The organism is Chryseobacterium sp. JJR-5R (assembly GCF_034047335.1).
Classification (GTDB): Bacteria; Bacteroidota; Bacteroidia; order Flavobacteriales; family Weeksellaceae; genus Chryseobacterium.
Genome location: NZ_CP139137.1, coordinates 1,813,742 through 1,832,163, shown reverse-complemented (window position 1 = coordinate 1,832,163; position 18,422 = coordinate 1,813,742). Strand labels below are relative to the sequence as shown.

Here is an 18,422-nt window from a genome sequence, read left to right as displayed (position 1 = left end):
TCAGAAGCGTATCAGGTTGTTGTGAATTGCTTTCAAAATTTACTATCTTCGTGATTAGTCACAGCCAACATTGAAACTGGAAAATTCTGAGCACAGTTGTGAATTGCTTTCAAAATTTACTATCTTCGTGATTAGTCACAGCTGCTGTGCTTTCAATAGAATTTCTATTGTCGTTGTGAATTGCTTTCAAAATTTACTATCTTCGTGATTAGTCACAGCAGTATCTTTGTCAATATGTCAGTATCTTTGGTTGTGAATTGCTTTCAAAATTTACTATCTTCGTGATTAGTCACAGCTCTGATGCTGGAGTTTTGATATTCCACTGAGTTGTGAATTGCTTTCAAAATTTACTATCTTCGTGATTAGTCACAGCCTTCTCCTGTAACTGCTGTGGTTGCATCGGGTTGTGAATTGCTTTCAAAATTTACTATCTTCGTGATTAGTCACAGCTCTGCCATCCTGGGTCTGAAGTCATGAGGTGTTGTGAATTGCTTTCAAAATTTACTATCTTCGTGATTAGTCACAGCGTTTATTAATGATTAATGGATAATGAGATAGTTGTGAATTGCTTTCAAAATTTACTATCTTCGTGATTAGTCACAGCATCTTTTTAATTATACTCAAAGGTATGGTAGTTGTGAATTGCTTTCAAAATTTACTATCTTCGTGATTAGTCACAGCCTGGAAATTGCGGAGGCCATGACCAATGTGGTTGTGAATTGCTTTCAAAATTTACTATCTTCGTGATTAGTCACAGCATCTCATGATCACAGTAGATCAACCATGCGGTTGTGAATTGCTTTCAAAATTTACTATCTTCGTGATTAGTCACAGCTACTTTGGCTCTGGTAGATTACAACGGATTGTTGTGAATTGCTTTCAAAATTTACTATCTTCGTGATTAGTCACAGCAAAACCGGTGCAGAAACCCGCTTGATTGGAGTTGTGAATTGCTTTCAAAATTTACTATCTTCGTGATTAGTCACAGCGGAGACGTTTTAATTTGCGAAGACAATTTAGTTGTGAATTGCTTTCAAAATTTACTATCTTCGTGATTAGTCACAGCAAGCAAAACGAACGGTAGAAGCTCAGAAAGGTTGTGAATTGCTTTCAAAATTTACTATCTTCGTGATTAGTCACAGCAATTCCTTCAGCTTTAACGAGTTCAGAACTGTTGTGAATTGCTTTCAAAATTTACTATCTTCGTGATTAGTCACAGCAGGCGTTGCTATGAAAATCGACTAAATCTAGTTGTGAATTGCTTTCAAAATTTACTATCTTCGTGATTAGTCACAGCCTCAAAAAATAAACTACTGGATTCCAGTAGTTTATTTTTGTTTTCAGGATTTAAAATTCAGAATAATTCAAGCTGCTGGAAGGTTGGCGGCGGCTCTTCTTTATTCCTGGCAAAAAAGATTTCAATATCCCCGAACTGCTTATCCGTAATGCACATAATGGCTACCTTCCCCGCTTTGGGCAGCATAAACTTAACCCGTTTGATATGGACCTCAGCATTTTCACGGCTCGGGCAATGCCGCACATACATCGAAAACTGGAATAGAGTAAATCCGTCATCGATCAGTGATTTCCGGAAACGGTTGGCATCTCTCATATTGGCCTTTGTTTCCGTCGGGAGATCATACAATACTAATACCCACATAATCCGGTATGCATTAAACCTTTCGGCATTCATAATAGTTCAGGATAAGAAATCAGGCGCTTCTCGCCTGTATAGCATTTATACAGCGAAACGGCAGTCATCTTTACCGCTACCATCAGAGGCCTTGTTTTACCGTCAATGTTCACATCTTTCGCAGCGACCTGCAGGATATGCGCCTTAAATTCCTTATTTAATTCTTCCGTTTCAGGATGTATGCCGAGCCACTGCATCACGAGCAGATCAACAAACGGGCGGTACGGTTCCATCAGGTCATCTGCCAGGCAGTACGGATTGTATTTGTTCTTGTGAAAAATCCCCAGGACAGGCAGCAGTCCGGTTTCCACAATAGCCCTGGCCACAATACTTCTGAGCACGGAGTATCCAAAATTGAAAAAGGGGTTTGGCGAATCCCCGAAACGTTCGCGGAGGAAATCCAGGCTGATCAGGTATTTCCAGTAATGCTGGGCCGCGATGCCTTCCATATTGGTAATGTCACCTGACCTGACATTCCGCTGGTATTCAAGCATCGGTTCATAATAATTCCCGAGTTTCATCAGTACGTTTTTCTGGTTTTCAATTTTGCACTCTATGGTCTGTTTCCAGAGCTGCTTTTTCAACGGTTCGCTGGCTTCCAGCTGGTCTTTTACCCGGTCCGAGTGTTCGGTATGGCCATAAAGCGGAAGCATAATGCCGTGAGGGAGATGGTGGGAATCGCAGCTGATGACCACCACATTGTTTCCCATCATTTTCTGGATCAGCTGATGGGAAACCGTGATCCGGAAATGGTCCAGCATCAGCAGCCCCAAATCTTCTACGGGAACACTCCCCTTTTCGGTTCTGGTTTCCGGGCAGAGGATCTTCATCTGCTCGTCTTTGATTTTCAGGTAGGCCGGATTGCCGATGTAGATTGAGCGGGTGATCATTGGTTGATTATTTCTATTATTTCCCCTAATCTGTTAGTTTCAACTTTCCAACAAAAATCTTTTATTTGAACACCGTCAAAACTTGCTGTTTTTGTATCAAAGGAGCCAGTAATTTTATCTTTTTTATTATCATAATTCATATCAATTTCTTTGGAAATTATACTATTTGAGATATTTACTGGTGAAAAGTAAATTGTTTTTGAAAAGTCGTTAACAGTAAAAAATCTATACTTATTCAAATTTGAAATAGGCATAGGATTGGGACTTGTAAATTCTTCCATTGTTGGCAAGTAAATTAAATCATTAGGAGAAAGAACGAATAATAACTCACACCCTTTTTTATTGAATTTAGGAACAATTTCCTCGTGATTGATAACTCTGTTTATTGCAGTTCTAAGAGGTATTTTTTCAAAATTTCTAATTTTATTTTTATCTTCGTAGATTGCAAAATATAGATTAGTACCTTGTTCAGCTTCGACCCATTTGTGCCTATTTGAAAATTTATTTCCTACTGTATATTTTCCAGAACCACTTTCCGAAATTGGAATTTTCTTTAAAATATTTTTACCAGCTTCTTTTCTTTTATTATTAAAATTCTCAATTCCTTCAACACTGAAAGCAATATCTATGTCATTGTCTGATTGTTCTAAATGATCCAATAGCTCATTCTTAATTTCTGCATCTGAAATCTTTTCAAGCTTTTTTTTCATTGCATCAAGCGTAACTATCTTTTTCGCTTGACTTTTACGCTCTGCTAAGTCCATAAGTGGTTGGTATTTTCGATATTTAATTTCATTAAAATTTAGCTTTTCAACTAATTTTTCATTTTCGAAAATTAAAAATGGAAAATATTCATTTTCATAATCTGACTTTAGTTTTTCAATACTTTTAATTATATCTTCTCTTGATGATAATTGCTTTTCTTTTTTAAGCTGTTGTTCTTTCTTTTCGATCATTTTCAACAGTTCTTTAGCTTCCTTATATTTAGTTTTTTGAAAAGTTAGAACATCTTCATTTTCATCAATATTCTGAAAAATACTTATTGCTTTATTACGTAAACCTTCATCAACGATGTCTTCCAAAGAATCCATTGAGCTATACCAAACTTTAGCCAGAATACCCGTCTCTATCCTACTTGAAGGATTGTCTTTGTGCAAAGGTTTTCTAACACTCCAGTGCTTGTTATTTTTATTATTCTGACTGATAAGTTCCTTTTGAGGTTTGCCCGCTTTATTTAACCTCAAATCCCCTTTTTCATCATAATAGCTTTCATATTTGTTTGAAGATTTTGAAACTATTTTAAAGTCATTTTTAAATGAAGCAATGCAGTTTTCTAAGGATTCCAGAATTATATTTTTATAATCTTTACTTTCATTAGCAGAATAATTATTTGTCCATAAAATATCAACTACAGAATCCTTTTCGTTATTCAAGGCTTCTTTTTTCCTAAATGAACCAGGCAACATATATCTCCAAACTTTTTCATTCGGGTTTTCTTTGTCTTTTTCGCTGTACATTATTTGCCTTTTGATTCCTGCCCTTTGCTTTTTTATCGCCTCCATCTTTTCTTTCTTCTTATTTGTAATTCCAGAATTGATGTTGTTGAAATACTGAACGTGATTTTCAGTACACAAAGCAATAATTAAAGCATCTAAAGCGTGATGGCGATGGTCTAATCTCTTTAAATCAAACTTGTCATTTTTCTCTAAAATATTCTTGATATTAATATCGAAATATTGGTGTCCGCTTTTAGAAATGCTGTAGTTTCCAAAATCTTGTGAGTTATGGATTTTATTAAGCCTTTCAAATCTTGGTTTTAAGAGTTCTGTCCAGATTTGATTTATTTTCCATTCTTTTTTAAGTCTATCGGTAACAGCACCGGATACAGGAAGTACATTCCTTGACCTAAATTCTACTTCGCCATCTTCTCTTACAATATGACTTAATAGCTCCATTGCTTTTCTGGCAATATATTTAGTATTGTTAAGCTGGCTTTCGGTAAATCCTTTCGGAACATCTTTTGAGAGAAGAATTAATTTTTTAGAATCTTTAAATTGAGATTTTACCAAACTCACGTAAGCATCTTCATCAATAAGATTAAACATTACATTTTTATTTAATTTTTCGTCAAAAACAGTATGTGCCTTTCCACCAAATTGCGCAATAAACTCCCTTCCTGTTCTATGCGATTTAAACCTATTAATTACAGCTTCACAAACCACTTTATTGTTTAGCGAATCGTTCGTAATAGCAGCTCTGGAAAATATATGGTCAATATTATATTTGTTGCCGTCAAACAAATCAGTCAAATTGATTAAATTACCAGTATAGGGCGATTTGTATCCTTGTTCAATCCAAAGTTTGTATTTTTCAAAATCGGTTTTTGTTATTTTTGTCTTTTTGAGAATTGTTTCAATATCGGTTTTACTGAACTTATCTTTGTTATTTAAATAAAAATCTTTCTCCAAATAACTTCTTATTTTAGCTCCATCTTCTACAATTTTTAATCGTTCAAAATGATCTTGGTTTCCTCTTTTTGCCTTGTAGGAAGAACTACTTAAAAATTCTTCCAAAATATTCCTCAGCCTGTTATTTTCAGCTCTGCTATTTTTTTGACGCTCTACAATATCTTTCTTTTCCTGATTGGATTTCTGTAATTCTCTTGCGACTTCCAAATGAATTTCATTAAAGAATTTTTCTTCTGAATTTCCATGGATTTCCCAAATATCAGCAACAACTTTCAGGGTTTCTTTCAATACTTTTTCGGCAGTTGGATTATTTAAAGAATGATGTTTCAATTCTTTCGTTATTTCCTCTCTTATTTTATCGGGACTGTTCCAATATTTTGCTTGTGCCAATTCAGAATGTCTTCCGTAAACAAAATAAGAAGCCTGTGTTAAATTCAAAAATTGAAAATTATCAACTGATTCAAAGTTTTTAAACGTATTAAAAAGACCTTTAGGAAAAGGAATTTCTCCGGTTCTCATATTTACATCATTTAATACAACATTTCTTAAATCAATATCTTCTGCAGACCAATCTATTTCTTTATTTTTTTTGAGAATTGTATCAGCTCTATCGATATACTTTTCTTGCCATTTTTCACTCATTGCCCTAGAAGTCAAGAAATTTTCTCCAACACGCATCACGGACAGGATTTTATTTAACGCTTTTATAGAATAAGAAGCATATTTAGACGCAAACTTTGGATAGTTTTCAAAATCCCGACATAATTTTTCTAAAACTTCTGGTGCAATATTTTCATTTTTAAAATATTTATTAAAAAAGTTGCAGATACCTGTTTTTCCAAATTTTGGATTGGAATCATCTTTGACCTGACTGACTTTTTTCCTTTCAGCAAAAGTTACAGAATATAAATAATGCCATAACTCAATTTCTTTTTGCTGAGTCATAAACCTATTAAAATCTTCAAATCCGCATCGTTTAAATCTAATTTCAAAATTTTTTCTCGTTTCGTTTCCTTTAAACTCTTCTTCTACCGGATAATTCCATAGAATTTTTCTTTCTCCTCTTTTACCAATATCTAGCTTAAACTGTTCCTTGCAAAATGTTAAAAAATCATCTATACCCACTGTTGACCTACTATTGAAATGATTGAATAAAGCTTGATAGTTTTCAGGTTTAAAATACTGAGAAGTAATATCTACGTTCGTTTTAGAATTCCCTTGAGCATCTTCAGATTCCAATTGAATCAATCTGATATTGTGTATTTTATCCCAAATTCTAAACTCCTGAAACAAAGGATGTGAAGCTGAAACAGCTTTTTTATAAACAGGAATTTCGATAATCTCGCCTGTTGAAATATTCACGTCTTCTTTCCAATAATCAATTTCATATTTACAATCAGAAACTTCAGACCTTTTTGATTTTAACGGTCGTTGATATAATAAAATATCTTCAACCAATAAATTGGTTAACGCTTGTTTATTTTCCATCAAAGCTTTGGAATGCTCTTCATTGTGTGGATAAAGCAGTTTTACGCATTTTTCAAAAGTATCTTTGTTATCTAAAGTTGATGTATGGAATTTTCTTTGCGTATTAATTATTTGATACAATTCTTCCCGATAAAACTTTCTGTCAATCGTTTGAAAAAGGCCTCCGATGATTCTGGTTCTTTCTCCTGTTTTTGCATCATTTTTTAATACATCATAAATCTTCGGCGATATGAAATGCTTTGCACTTCCATCCTTATTGAGAAACCCATTTGCAATATTATAAGAAATGACATCTTTCTCTGTTTTCTTTTTAAGCAAAGTCCAGTCTTTACTTCCTTCACTATTGAAATCCGGTAATTTTATATTAGGAACGATGGATTCTGGTTTTCCAGTGAAATCGTATTTATTTGAAATAACAAATAATTCTGTAATAACTTTGGATTCTTCCTTAATTTGCTTTTCTAATTTCTGATACGTTACATCAAACTTTTCTTTTTTCTTTTCGGTCTTCCAACCATTTGTGTAGATAAAGTCGTATTTGTGCTTAGCTTTTTTATCATCAATATCAGTATGCTTGATGTTAGCAAGCGTCAAATTATATAAATCACTTATATGGTAAGTTGTTTTTTCATTAATTATATTACCTGCGTCATCTAATTTTAAGATTTTCGTAACCTCTTTAACATCGTCCTTAAAAGTCAATTGTTCAGTTGTGTATTCTTTGTATTTAAAATTCTCAGCATCATTTAATATAATTTCAAAGAAATCTCCATTTACATCATTATTCTGTTCAACTTTTATAACTTTTAAGTCGAGCTGTTCTTTTATTTCATCAGATTTTTCATCCTCATTTTCTATTTCGTCTAAATCTGTTCCTCTTTTCTGATTATAACTTAATAAAACCCAAGCCAATTCTTCTAATGAAATTCGTTCAGACATTGCTTTATTTCTCAGAAAATAGATTGTCCAGTCTTTAGGAACACGCTTTTTCTTTTCATTTTTAATTTCAGGATTCACTTTTTGTAAATCTTTAATCATTTCATTAAAAGCTTCTTCAAAATAGAAATCATATCTATTCTCTAAATTTCTGGTCGGCAAATATGCTATTTTAGGTTCTTTTCCATCTTTGAACTGCCCACATTTTTTACCATCCTTTTCAAAATCAATTTCAATTTTATAATGTCCAGGTAATGCTTCTAATAAATTTAATACTAAGTGTAAACGATCTCTTCTAAGCAGATAACGTTCTTTAGTAATTCTTGCACGACGCAAAGTTGTTCTATTACCAGCAGCACTTTCTATTTTTTGTCCTGCATTAAATTTTGAAAACTCTTGTCCGTCCATCGGAATAATACGAGAGCCTAGCGCTATTATTCTCAAGGTTTTACTGTCTTGGTCTATTTCAACGAGTGCCCAGCCAATAGAATTGGTTCCCAGGTCCAGTCCTAATATCGTTTTCATAATTTCAGTTTTTTTAATTCTTAAATGTATAAAAATTCTTTATTATAAAAATTACGGGAAACCACAGTTGACAGAATAAAAAATTATCCTATATTTGAATTATAATTTTGAAAGCAATTCACAATAAGGATTATTCCGTTGTGAAAACATTTAAGCCCCCTCGTCTTACCATACGGGGGATTTTTGTTTTAAGCACGCTGATAAGCAGCTATGTAATAAATTACAAATAACTGATTTACAACACACTCAATCCAATTCCACATCAAGCCAATAGATTACCCTTGATTATATGTGGTATAGCATCTTATTAAAAATGATATGATTTTCACCCCGCTTTATTAAAAGTGAGGGGTCATCTGCATAAATAATTGTATTTTCGCAAAGATTTTAATGCATACAATTTTCTTCCATGAGTAAGTTATTTTTATCTATCTTATTTCTTGCGTCGTACTGCTGCAAATCCCAGGTAGGGATACAAACCTCTAAGCCCCATCCGTCAGCTGTACTGGACATAGACGCATCCAGCCTGCCTTCCGGCAATAAAAAAGGCTTCCTGGGCCCGAGAGTAAACCTCTTGGGTTCGCGTGATGTACAGACAATTCCTTCACCGGCCATCGGGCTGCTGGTGTTTAACCTGGCAAACGCCGGAACTTTCCCCAATCAGGTATTCAGCAACCGATTTTACCACTGGAACGGGACAGAATGGATCGATTTCGGGCTGACCACGGTACTGCAGACCTTTATCAATAACAGGGTGATCAGCCTGAATGCCAATTCAGCCCAGTCTTTTACCTATGCTGCAATTAATGCTACGAGTGCTGCCAACGGAGGCATACCGATAACGTTTGCCGATTCTGACATTGCCATCAATTCAGGAGGTATAGCTTCAAAATCCGGCAATAATTTCAAGATTAATATCACCGGGCTGTATGAAGTTTCCTCCTATATCAATTACAATCCGAACCGTACTACCATCGGCACCCCGCAAAGGGGATGCTTCCTTAACCTGAAGCTTCAGCTTTCCAGTGATAACGGCTCGACATGGAATGACGTTATCGGAAACCGTACGGCCTGGGGAGCCAGGACCAGTAATCTGCTGAAAACCACCATGCTGATTTCCACCCCTATCAATTTAACGGCCGGGCAGCTGATCAGGCTTGTGGTTCAGAACCCCTTTGCGATTACCGATACTTCAAGCCTCCACGGGGAAAACCCTTCCACAGCGCCTGCCGCTCCCCTTCCCTCCATTACCGCATCCTCAAAGACGCCTATATCAAAAAGTTTAACGCTTACCTTATTAGATTATGATATCCAGCAATAAATTATACCGCAAAAAACTTCGTAACACCATTCTTACAGGTCTCTTATTAGTTGGAAATTATGCCTTTTCACAGGGAATAGGCATCGGGACACTCAGCCCCCATCCTTCAGCCCTGCTGGATGTAGACGTGAGTTCCCTGCCGGCGAACCAGAAAAAAGGGATGCTGTTCCCACGGATAGCATTACAGAACCGTATGGATACCACCACCATTCCCAACCCTGCCGTAGGGCTGTTTGTCTATAACACGGTAAATTCTGCCACGGATACACAGATCAGAGCGGATGTATTCTATTATTGGACGGGAACAAGCTGGGTGGATATTGCCACTTCAAAGACTTTTGAAACAGAATTATATCCCCAGGTATTTATTGTGGCCAACAGAGGAAATCAGGAGCTTAATAAAACCGATTTCAACAACGGAGCAAGCGCAGTGGTTACCTTTGATCCGGCCGGCACCGGTGCCATGTCTGTAGATGTGGGGAACAGGGTCTCTCTGTCCAATAACAATTTCAGGATACTGTCCGGCGGAAATTATGAAATCACAGGTTATGTGGGATATAATCCTTGGGTTTCCACCACATGTACCACACAGGCTACCGAAAGCACCTGTATTGCGGCGCTGGACCTTATTGTACAGGTTTCTACGGATAACGGGGTAAACTGGACGAATATTTCCAAATCCAGTTCTATCTGGGGAGTGGGCACAGGAGACAGGAACCGTTCGGTCATTATCGCCCCCTTCGTTGTAAATCTGGCAGAAAACAGCCTGGTAAGGACCGTTATCGCCAAAGGGTCTGCCATAAACCACGGTACATCGCCCTCAGGCAGTGTCCTTAACATCGAATCGGGAACCGGCCTGGCCTACTCGCGGCTGCTGCGTTTCCAGAAAATTAACTAAAGCTCAAATATATAAATCACACTATGATTATCAAAATCAAGACAAGCCTGGTGTTTTTATTATCTGCCGTGTTGTACGGACAGGTGGGAATAGGAACAGCAACTCCCAACTCATCTGCAGCGCTTCATATCTCTGCCTCCAACAAAGGCTTCCTTTTACCAAGGGTGAACTTAACAGGCAGGAATGACATTTCCACCATACCCAGCCCTGCTGCCGGCCTGATGGTTGTAAACCTTACGGCAAGCGGGACTGCCGGCAATGCCGTAATTCCTAATTCCATTTATTTCTGGCAGGGTTCAGTCTGGCAGAAATTCACAACGCTTACGGAAGTTACTTCTTTTACACAGTCCGGGCAGTATGTCATAAGGTCTACGGCTACACAGCCGCTTACTGCCACCCAGCTTAACAATATCAACACGGATGAAAATTTTGAAGTCCCCGTAGTATGGGCAGCCAATGAGGTAACGGTTGACAATCCGGCTGATATCGAGATGCTATCCGGGGGCAATGAATTCAGGCTCAAAATAACGGGCGATTATGTAGTCGTTGCCAATTTCAGTTTCAATCCGTTACGGAGTGTGACAGCCGATAATTCAAATTATACCTATACTGCGTTTACCGTGATGAAGTCTGCAGATAACGGGACTACCTGGACGCCGGTGTCAGGAACGGCAACGCCCTATGATATCGGTGTCTCCAATCAGTTACAAACCGTTATATTGCCGCGTACCATCCTGCGCTTTAACAGTAATGACCGTATAAAAGTGGTGATCACCCAACCCGGATCAGCTACGCCTGATTACGGTACCAATGCCGGAATATTAAAGAAGGCGAACGAAGATTTCACAAAATACTTAAGAATCAGGCGTATCTATAATAATTAATGAAAGCCGGTAACATTAATTCTGCCGCGATAAGCATTAATAAAAACTGAATATAAAAAGAATTATGATAATAAAAGATAATGCGACATGATCTGTCGCATTATCTTTTATTATCATATCAGGTAACTGCTGCCGGTAAAAACTGTTTCTCTTTTCCGATAAGCATCTTCAGGTAAAAATATCATCTTATTTTGTTTCCCTGAATTTCTTTTTTACAGAAACCGGCTTTGAATCCTGTACTGTAAATCCGCACCTATTTGCAAAAAAGCCACCTTACGAATAAGGCGGCTCCATTGAAGATTTATCTAACAATAATATATTATATTATTTCTTGGCTTTTACATCTACAGCAATTTCGATGTCTTTGCTGATCATCCATTCGGCAGGATCCGCTTCGGAAGTCCCGAACTTGATTCCCCAGTCGGCTCTGTTTACCGTGAACTTGGCCTGGATAGAGGCTGCCCCTTCAGCAACTTCTACTTTTGCAGGGAATGTTACGTTCATTGTTTTTCCTGATAATGTAAGGTTTCCGCTTACGGTCTTGTTAGCTCCGGCTACTGCATCTGCAGGGGCTCCGGTAAGATCCGTTACGCTGGTAATCTTGAAATCTGAAGTCGGGTTTTTTGTAGTATCGAAGAAATCAGGGTTTTTTAAGTGTGCTTCAAGGTCAGCAGGCTTTTTATCTTTTTCTGTTACGGAAGCCGGATCTACTTTCAGGGAGTTCATATCGATCACAAAGTTTCCGGCAGTAACTTGTCCGCCTTCAACGCTCAGGTCTCCGGACTGTACGGTCAACGTTCCCCAACGCGGTGCCATTCCTCCTTTGTGGAATGCCTTCCAGTTTACTACAGAAGCAGCTGCATCCACCATCAGTTTTTCACCTTTACTTTCTGCTACAGTTTGCTCCTGAGCCGTTTTTGCATTGTCTGCAGATTTATCCTTGTTACAAGATGCTGCCAGCATACCGACAGCTACCAATGCCATAACACTTAATTTTTTCATATGATATAATTGTTTAAAAGTTTATTTTTTATATTGAACTTTGCGGGAACCTTTACAAGGTTTCTGCCGGGTTCCAAAAATAGGAAACTTTATTCCCTGCCGGCATTACCATACATCAAGAAATAAATGAGATTCCCGGATCCTGAAAACCAATAGCTAAAATAACAAAAAGATGGTACATTCAGGCATAAGCTCCGTTAAAATTTGATTATTTTAGCGGTTTAAATTCTAAAATGAACGCTACCCTCTATATCAGACAGGCCCTCGGTATTTCCGAAAAAAGCATCAATGCCACGCTTAAGCTGCTGGCCGAAGACTGCACCATCCCCTTTATTTCCCGGTACCGGAAGGATGCCACAGGAAACCTGGATGAAGTACAGATTGAGCAGGTTGCCAAAATAAGCAGGCAGTTTGAAGATATGGTGAAACGGAAAGAAGCCATCCTGAAGTCGGTAGAAGAACAGGATGCGCTGAACCCTGAACTCAGGCAGCGGATTGAAGAAAGTTTTGACATCCGGGAAATTGAAGACCTCTACCTGCCTTATAAGAAAAGGAAGAAAACCAAAGCGGATGCTGCCAAAGAGAAAGGACTGGAGCCGCTGGCCAGAATTATCATGAGCCAGAAAGCCCGGGATCTTACGTTTCTGGCTGCGAAATACATAAATGATCAGGTCGCGTCCGAAGAAGAGGCATTGCAGGGCGCCCGGGATATTATGGCAGAATGGATCAATGAAAATATGTATGTCAGGAAAAACCTCCGGCGGATGTTCCAACGGAATGCCGTGATTACGTCAAAAGCAGTAAAGGCCAGAAAGGATGAAGAGGAAGCACAGAAATATGCCCAGTATTTCGAATGGGAAGAAAACCTCGGCAGAATACCCTCCCACCGGCTGCTGGCGCTGCTGAGGGCGGAAGCGGAAGGTTTTGTAAAAGTGAATACCGGCATCAGTAAAGAGGAAGCCATAGCATTTATAGAACAGGCAGTCATTAAGACCGGGCATAATGAGACCGCCGGGCAGATTGCCTCAGCCATAAAAGACAGTTACAAAAGATTGCTGGAGCCTGCCATCGCCAATGAAACCCTGCAGGAAGCAAAAGAAAAAGCGGATAAGAAGGCCATTGAAATTTTCTCCGACAACCTGTCCCAGCTGCTGCTCGCGCCGCCTTTGGGCGAAAAAAGGATCCTTGCGATTGATCCCGGCTACCGGAGCGGATGCAAAGTGGTATGCCTGGATGAAAAAGGAGACCTGCTCCATAATGAAACCATTTACCCGCATGCCCCGCAAAACGAAAGCGGGATGGCCATGAAGAAAATCCGCTCCATGATAAATGCCTACCATATTGAAGCCATTTCCATCGGGAACGGGACCGCAAGCCGTGAAACCGAGTTTTTCATTAAAAAAATTGCGTTTGACAAGCCGCTGCAGGTATTCGTGGTATCGGAAGCCGGAGCTTCGGTATATTCTGCCAGTAAAATTGCCAGGGACGAATTTCCGAATTATGATGTAACCGTCCGCGGTGCAGTCTCCATCGGAAGAAGGCTGGCGGATCCGCTGGCGGAACTGGTGAAGATCGATGCCAAATCAATCGGGGTCGGACAGTACCAGCATGATGTGGACCAGACACAGTTAAAAAACGAACTGGATGCTGCCGTGATGAAGTGTGTCAATGCGGTCGGCATCAACCTGAACACCGCCAGCAAATCCCTGTTAAGCTATGTGTCCGGGATCGGTGAGAAAATGGCGGAAAATATTGTAAACTACCGTACGGAAAACGGTGCTTTTGAAGACCGGAAACAGCTGAAAAAAGTCCCGAGGCTGGGTGAAAAGGCCTTTCAGCAGGCTGCTGCCTTTGTACGAATCAGTAATCCTGCAAACCCCCTGGACAATTCTGCCGTCCATCCCGAAGCGTACGGCATTGTAGAAAAGATGGCAGAAGACCTCGGCATCAAAACCCGTGAACTGATTGCCAGCAGAGAAAAAATTGCCATGATCCGTCCGGAAAAGTATGTGACCGAAACCATCGGGATCTTAAGCATCCAGGATATTGTGAAAGAGCTGGAAAAGCCGGGCCTGGATCCAAGGAAATCCGCAAAGGTATTCGAATTTGATTCGAACGTAAAAAAGATTACGGACCTGAAAACCGGAATGGTACTTGCGGGGATCGTGAACAATATTACGGCTTTTGGGTGCTTTGTAGACCTGGGCATCAAGGAAAGCGGACTGGTGCACATTTCCCAGCTGAAGGAAGGCTTTGTTTCCGACGTCAATGAGGTGGTGAAGCTGCATCAGCATGTCCGGGTAAAAGTAACGGAGGTAGACGAAGCGAGAAAAAGAATACAGCTGAGCATGATCTTATAAAAATTTCACCGTGAAAATATCAGAAATTAAAGAACGGAAAATCATTCACAGGCCGACGCTTCATTTTGACGGGTACGGAAAGAGGATCTATCATGCCTATGAATATTACCTACCTTATAATCCGGGTTTTAAAGGCAATGAAACCCAGAGGCTTTTCGCAAAATGGATTGATATGGCCGTGTTTGTTTTAATTTTCCATTTTATATTCAATAAAGTTCTCATTGTAAGTATTTTATTTTCGGTTCCGGCTGTTATTATTTCCGGAGCAGTGACCGAATTTTATTTCGGAACCACTTTGGGGAAGAAAATATTCAGGATGAAGGTGATTGATGAAGAAGGCAAAGATCCGGGTTTTTATAAATCACTCGCAAGAAACGTATTATGCCTGGCTAATTTCGACCCTGTCTTTTCAGAATATACCTCAAGAACGGTTACCATGGGCTGGAGAAAAGGGCCGCAGATGAATTTCAGCATGCACCTGAATAACAAAATCTGCAAAACCTATATTGTAAAAGAAAGCAAAATAAATGAAATCAGAAGTTTACTTGATACGCAACAGCCTGAAAACAATGAGCAGCTTATTGAGTGAGCCAGGCTGGACGTTGTGTATGTAAAATCTTTTTATCAATATGTAATGTCGTAACAGATCTGTGAGATTATTACCTGATTTCCGTTTTCAGATTGCCATACATTCCCGGACACTGAAGGAGGTTCCCGGACTTTTTATACTTCCTTATATTACGTGATAATGAAAATAAAAAAACCAGCTAAGAAAGCCGGTTTTGAGAATAATTATTTTTTAGATTCTTCAACAGAAACTTTTCTGAAATCCTTGAACAGCTTGCTCAGTTCTAAAGCTGATTTACGGGCTCTTGTCCCTGCTGCCTTGTTTCCTTTTTCTGTCTGTTGGTTTGCTTCGTTGGTGAAAGCTTCAAATTCCGCGTTGATTTTTTCGATGAGTTCTTTCATTGTTTTTTAAAATTTAGGCTGCAAATATAGGTTTTATGGTGGTTCCAGCCTAACAGTGAAGAAAAAAAATACAGTATTTCCATAAAATTAATCTGATTTTTAAAGTTTTTATGGATTTCCGGAAGTATTTTGAAGCATGTATGGCGCAGAGGCCTTTGATAAAGGCAATAAAAAAAGAAAGGCTCTTTGCAAAAGCCTTTCAGGTTGAGATTGTAATAACACGGGTTAAAGATTAATTCTTTTTTTTAAGTAATTGAATTTGTTTGTTTATAAATGTATTAATAATGTATTGCGTTGGGTTACGGCCTCCAGTAAGACCACTTGCTGCCGTTGAAGATCGCCAGGCGTTTGGTACCGCTTTTATTGATGTACACCATCATTCCCGGAGAGGGATTGATGATATTCTGTACATCTTCCACAGCGGGGAGCACCATTGCTTTGGTGGTAGATTCCAGTACCAGCACACCGTCTGCAGGGCTTGACAGCGCTCCGATAATCGTTCTGGCTCCCGGTGCCTCAGCAGCCAGTATTGCAGCCGGCTGGTTTACCATTGCAGCGGTAATATCCGCATCCTGTGCACTCAGGTCTATCCAGTTGCCGTTGAAATATTTCACACGGGCCCTGGTCGGGTCGCTGGCATCCAGCACCAGTGTACCTTCTGCAGGACTGGCTGGCATTGTTCTTACGTAAGGCAGGATAATTCCTTTGTTCTGGTTGGAGGCAAACTCCAGCAAAACCGAAGTCTTGGTATCTGCGGTACCGATTGCATCACCGATAATCACCTGTGCATGGGCGCCCGAGATCATGGCTAATAAAACGGTAGATATTATTTTTTTCATGTTGATTTATTTATTAATGTAAATGGTCATAAAATAGGTTATTGAAGTCATATGATGCTGCACCGTATTATGGGCATGTGGGTGTATTAAAGCAGTACCATGCATAGCCGTCGTAGATTTTCAGGCATTTTGCCGTTGTATCATACACCATCATTCCGTCCTGAGGATCTGTAATGGCATTTACCTGAAGCGTGGTCATTCTTGTAATAACAAATCCTTTGGTATTGGATTCCAGTACCGTATAAGCTGATTTCCTGAGCATCGGCCAGTTGTCTTTTTCATTGCCCGCTCTTCCGAGAAGGGTAATACCCATCTTTGAGTCAATACCGGGAGCTGAAGTATTGGCATCATCATAGCATATGCATCGCTGTACAAAATAATCGTTGGTAGCCGGGTAATACGTATCACCGAATACAGGGGATGACGTACTCATAAAGTTATCGGTAGAACCGTTGGTCCCCTGCTCTTTAATTTCAAATCTGAACGTTTCGGTAGGTTCATCAACCCCATCGTTTACAGAAACAATATTAATGGCAATCCCGTCTATATCATTGTTGGGGCTGGAAAATCCCGGGGTAATACCTCCGTCATAGTTCCCCGGCGGAATGGTAACGAGATAGATGCCGGTGCCTGCAACATGGGAAACCGAGGGCGTGCCGTTAGAAGTAGAAACGCCGCTGAGAACAATATCATTATCACTCACAAAAGCATTCCCGTTAGCCGGGTCTACCAGTTCAATAGCTACTGTAGTTGCCCCGATCACCGCTCCGCTGATCCTCATGAAGACATATCCGTTGCTTGAGCCTTCACAGGATGCAAGGGCATTGGAAAACTTTAAGTCTATCATAGGGTTCAGCGATACCCTGATGTCATCAAGCAGATTCCCAACACCCGGATCCGCAGAGCTGATTCCCCTGAAGCCGATCCTATACACACCTGTAGTTCCTGTAAATGTATAGTTTCCCTGGTTTATTGACCAGGCTGCTGTGCTGGAAGGCAGCGAAGTGGTATGCACAGTGGCAATATTGACATCATTTTCATCTTCGATAACCATAGCAGACTGCCCGGCGGTATCTCCTCCTGCCCGGTGTCTGAAATAGTAATTGATTGTATCCCCGTTGTTAAGATACATATTCTGGTAGATCATGGAACTGTTGTTGCCATTAAGCTCTACAAAATTAGTCCCCTGTGCGGCAGGTACTCCGTTAAAGCCTGTTCCCCAGACTTCCATAGGATGGCAGGCAGCGGAAGAGCCGGTAGCACACATACCTACCTGTGCGGGAAGAGTGGTATACCACGGGGACGTAACTTCAGCCCCCGCGTCAAACGTAGGGCCTGAACCGAAATTGGTATCGAGCTGTGATACCGCTCCCGGCGCTACACCGAATTCAAGGCCCGGGTTAACGATAATTCTGGTCTGTGCAAAGCCATATTGCGGTGCTACAAGGGCAACACCTAATATGACAGGTATCCCGGATACCGCAAACTTTACATTTGAAAAAAACTGATTAAAAATCTTCATAATAATATATTATAGGTTTTATAAGGCATAAGGAGTATGGTCACAGTCACGCTGTGCAACTGTAAATCAAAGAATGATAAAAGAATTGAATCAACAAATATTAATTCAATTCATTACTGGATACTGAAGTTATAAAGGGTGTTTGAAAATATTATGGAATGTATCGGTTTTCATAGTTTTAGTTATGGTATGCATAAAATATTTTATGTTGGCACACAACATTCAATAAAGATGCCAAAATAAAATAAAATGTATCTTTTTATAAAAAAAGCGATAAAAAAAATATTTATTTATACAAATATGGTATTTTAGTTAAAAATATAGAATAAATTCTATAGTTAGGTTAATTGTTGATGTAAGAAGCAATGGATACGAAAATGCGAATATGATATCCCGGATATGGGACATATATTAAGTGTTTGTAAAATTATTGTTAATTATATCTTATGAAGGAAGGTGAAAATTCTTGAAAAAAGTTATTTTTGAATTAACATCGTGTAAAAAACAGATCGGTATTTTTGACTATTCCTAACATTGATTAACGGAAATCCGTCAGGGCATTCAAATGTTGACAGGAAGTCATCCCCGGATAAATAAAGACTGAATATCTTACCGGAATAATGAATA

12 protein-coding genes and 1 CRISPR repeat array (1 of these 13 cut by a window edge) are annotated in these 18,422 nt (G+C 39.2%); of the genes, 5 read left to right on the top strand and 7 right to left on the bottom strand.

The window, feature by feature from the left end; all coding sequences use genetic code 11:
- Positions 1–1,297: direct repeats of the CRISPR family, unit length 47 nt; unit sequence GTTGTGAATTGCTTTCAAAATTTACTATCTTCGTGATTAGTCACAGC (it extends 2,215 nt beyond the left edge of the window).
- 57 nt (positions 1,298–1,354) lie between these two features.
- Genes cas2 through cas9 form a run of 3 tightly spaced genes read right to left on the bottom strand, consistent with a single transcriptional unit; the run spans position 1,355 to position 8,000 of the window.
- Positions 1,355–1,693: a CRISPR-associated endonuclease Cas2 gene (gene cas2, locus SD427_RS08320; protein WP_320560811.1), complete on the bottom strand. Its 339-nt coding sequence runs from the start codon at positions 1,691–1,693 to the stop codon at positions 1,355–1,357.
- A complete protein-coding gene (gene cas1 / locus SD427_RS08315) occupies positions 1,690–2,583 on the bottom strand; it encodes a type II CRISPR-associated endonuclease Cas1 (protein ID WP_320560810.1) in 894 nt (297 codons plus the stop codon). Before cas1 ends, cas2 begins: the two co-directional genes overlap by 4 nt.
- Positions 2,580–8,000 carry a type II CRISPR RNA-guided endonuclease Cas9 gene (gene cas9 / locus SD427_RS08310; RefSeq protein ID WP_320560809.1) on the bottom strand — a complete coding sequence of 1,807 codons (5,421 nt, stop codon included), beginning with the start codon at positions 7,998–8,000 and terminating at the stop codon, positions 2,580–2,582. Before cas9 ends, cas1 begins: the two co-directional genes overlap by 4 nt.
- A gap of 409 nt (positions 8,001–8,409) precedes the next feature.
- Between cas9 and SD427_RS08305 the strand changes: the two genes are divergently transcribed.
- The 3 genes from SD427_RS08305 to SD427_RS08295 are packed head-to-tail and all read left to right on the top strand — an operon-like array spanning position 8,410 to position 11,103.
- Complete coding sequence (locus SD427_RS08305; RefSeq protein ID WP_320560808.1) at positions 8,410–9,321, top strand: hypothetical protein; 912 nt, start codon at positions 8,410–8,412, stop codon at positions 9,319–9,321.
- Positions 9,305–10,219, top strand: coding sequence for a hypothetical protein (locus tag SD427_RS08300; RefSeq protein ID WP_320560807.1), 915 nt, complete (start codon positions 9,305–9,307; stop codon positions 10,217–10,219). The genes SD427_RS08305 and SD427_RS08300 overlap by 17 nt, the downstream gene beginning before the upstream one ends.
- A 23-nt stretch (positions 10,220–10,242) precedes the next feature.
- A complete protein-coding gene (locus tag SD427_RS08295) occupies positions 10,243–11,103 on the top strand; it encodes a hypothetical protein (protein WP_320560806.1) in 861 nt (286 codons plus the stop codon).
- Positions 11,104–11,427: 324 nt separating this feature from the next.
- On the opposite strand, the gene SD427_RS08290 is transcribed toward SD427_RS08295, so the two are convergent.
- Positions 11,428–12,105, bottom strand: coding sequence for a YceI family protein (locus SD427_RS08290; protein ID WP_320560805.1), 678 nt, complete (start codon positions 12,103–12,105; stop codon positions 11,428–11,430).
- Positions 12,106–12,338: 233 nt separating this feature from the next.
- Between SD427_RS08290 and SD427_RS08285 the strand changes: the two genes are divergently transcribed.
- Positions 12,339–14,465 (top strand): Tex family protein, encoded by a 2,127-nt coding sequence (locus tag SD427_RS08285; protein WP_320560804.1) that lies wholly within the window; start codon positions 12,339–12,341, stop codon positions 14,463–14,465.
- Between the two features lie 10 nt (positions 14,466–14,475).
- On the top strand, positions 14,476–15,054 hold the full coding sequence (locus SD427_RS08280) for an RDD family protein (RefSeq protein ID WP_320560803.1): 579 nt from the start codon (positions 14,476–14,478) through the stop codon (positions 15,052–15,054).
- Between the two features lie 203 nt (positions 15,055–15,257).
- Here the strand turns inward: SD427_RS08280 and SD427_RS08275 are convergent, their stop codons facing one another.
- The 3 genes from SD427_RS08275 to SD427_RS08265 form a co-directional block, all read right to left on the bottom strand.
- On the bottom strand, positions 15,258–15,434 hold the full coding sequence (locus tag SD427_RS08275; protein WP_320560802.1) for a histone H1: 177 nt from the start codon (positions 15,432–15,434) through the stop codon (positions 15,258–15,260).
- 299 nt (positions 15,435–15,733) lie between these two features.
- Entirely contained in the window at positions 15,734–16,273 is a 540-nt protein-coding gene (locus SD427_RS08270; protein ID WP_320560801.1) for a hypothetical protein, read from the bottom strand.
- A 67-nt stretch (positions 16,274–16,340) separates the two neighbouring features.
- Positions 16,341–17,795 carry a hypothetical protein gene (locus SD427_RS08265; RefSeq protein ID WP_320560800.1) on the bottom strand — a complete coding sequence of 485 codons (1,455 nt, stop codon included), beginning with the start codon at positions 17,793–17,795 and terminating at the stop codon, positions 16,341–16,343.
- Positions 17,796–18,422: the final 627 nt, after the last annotated feature.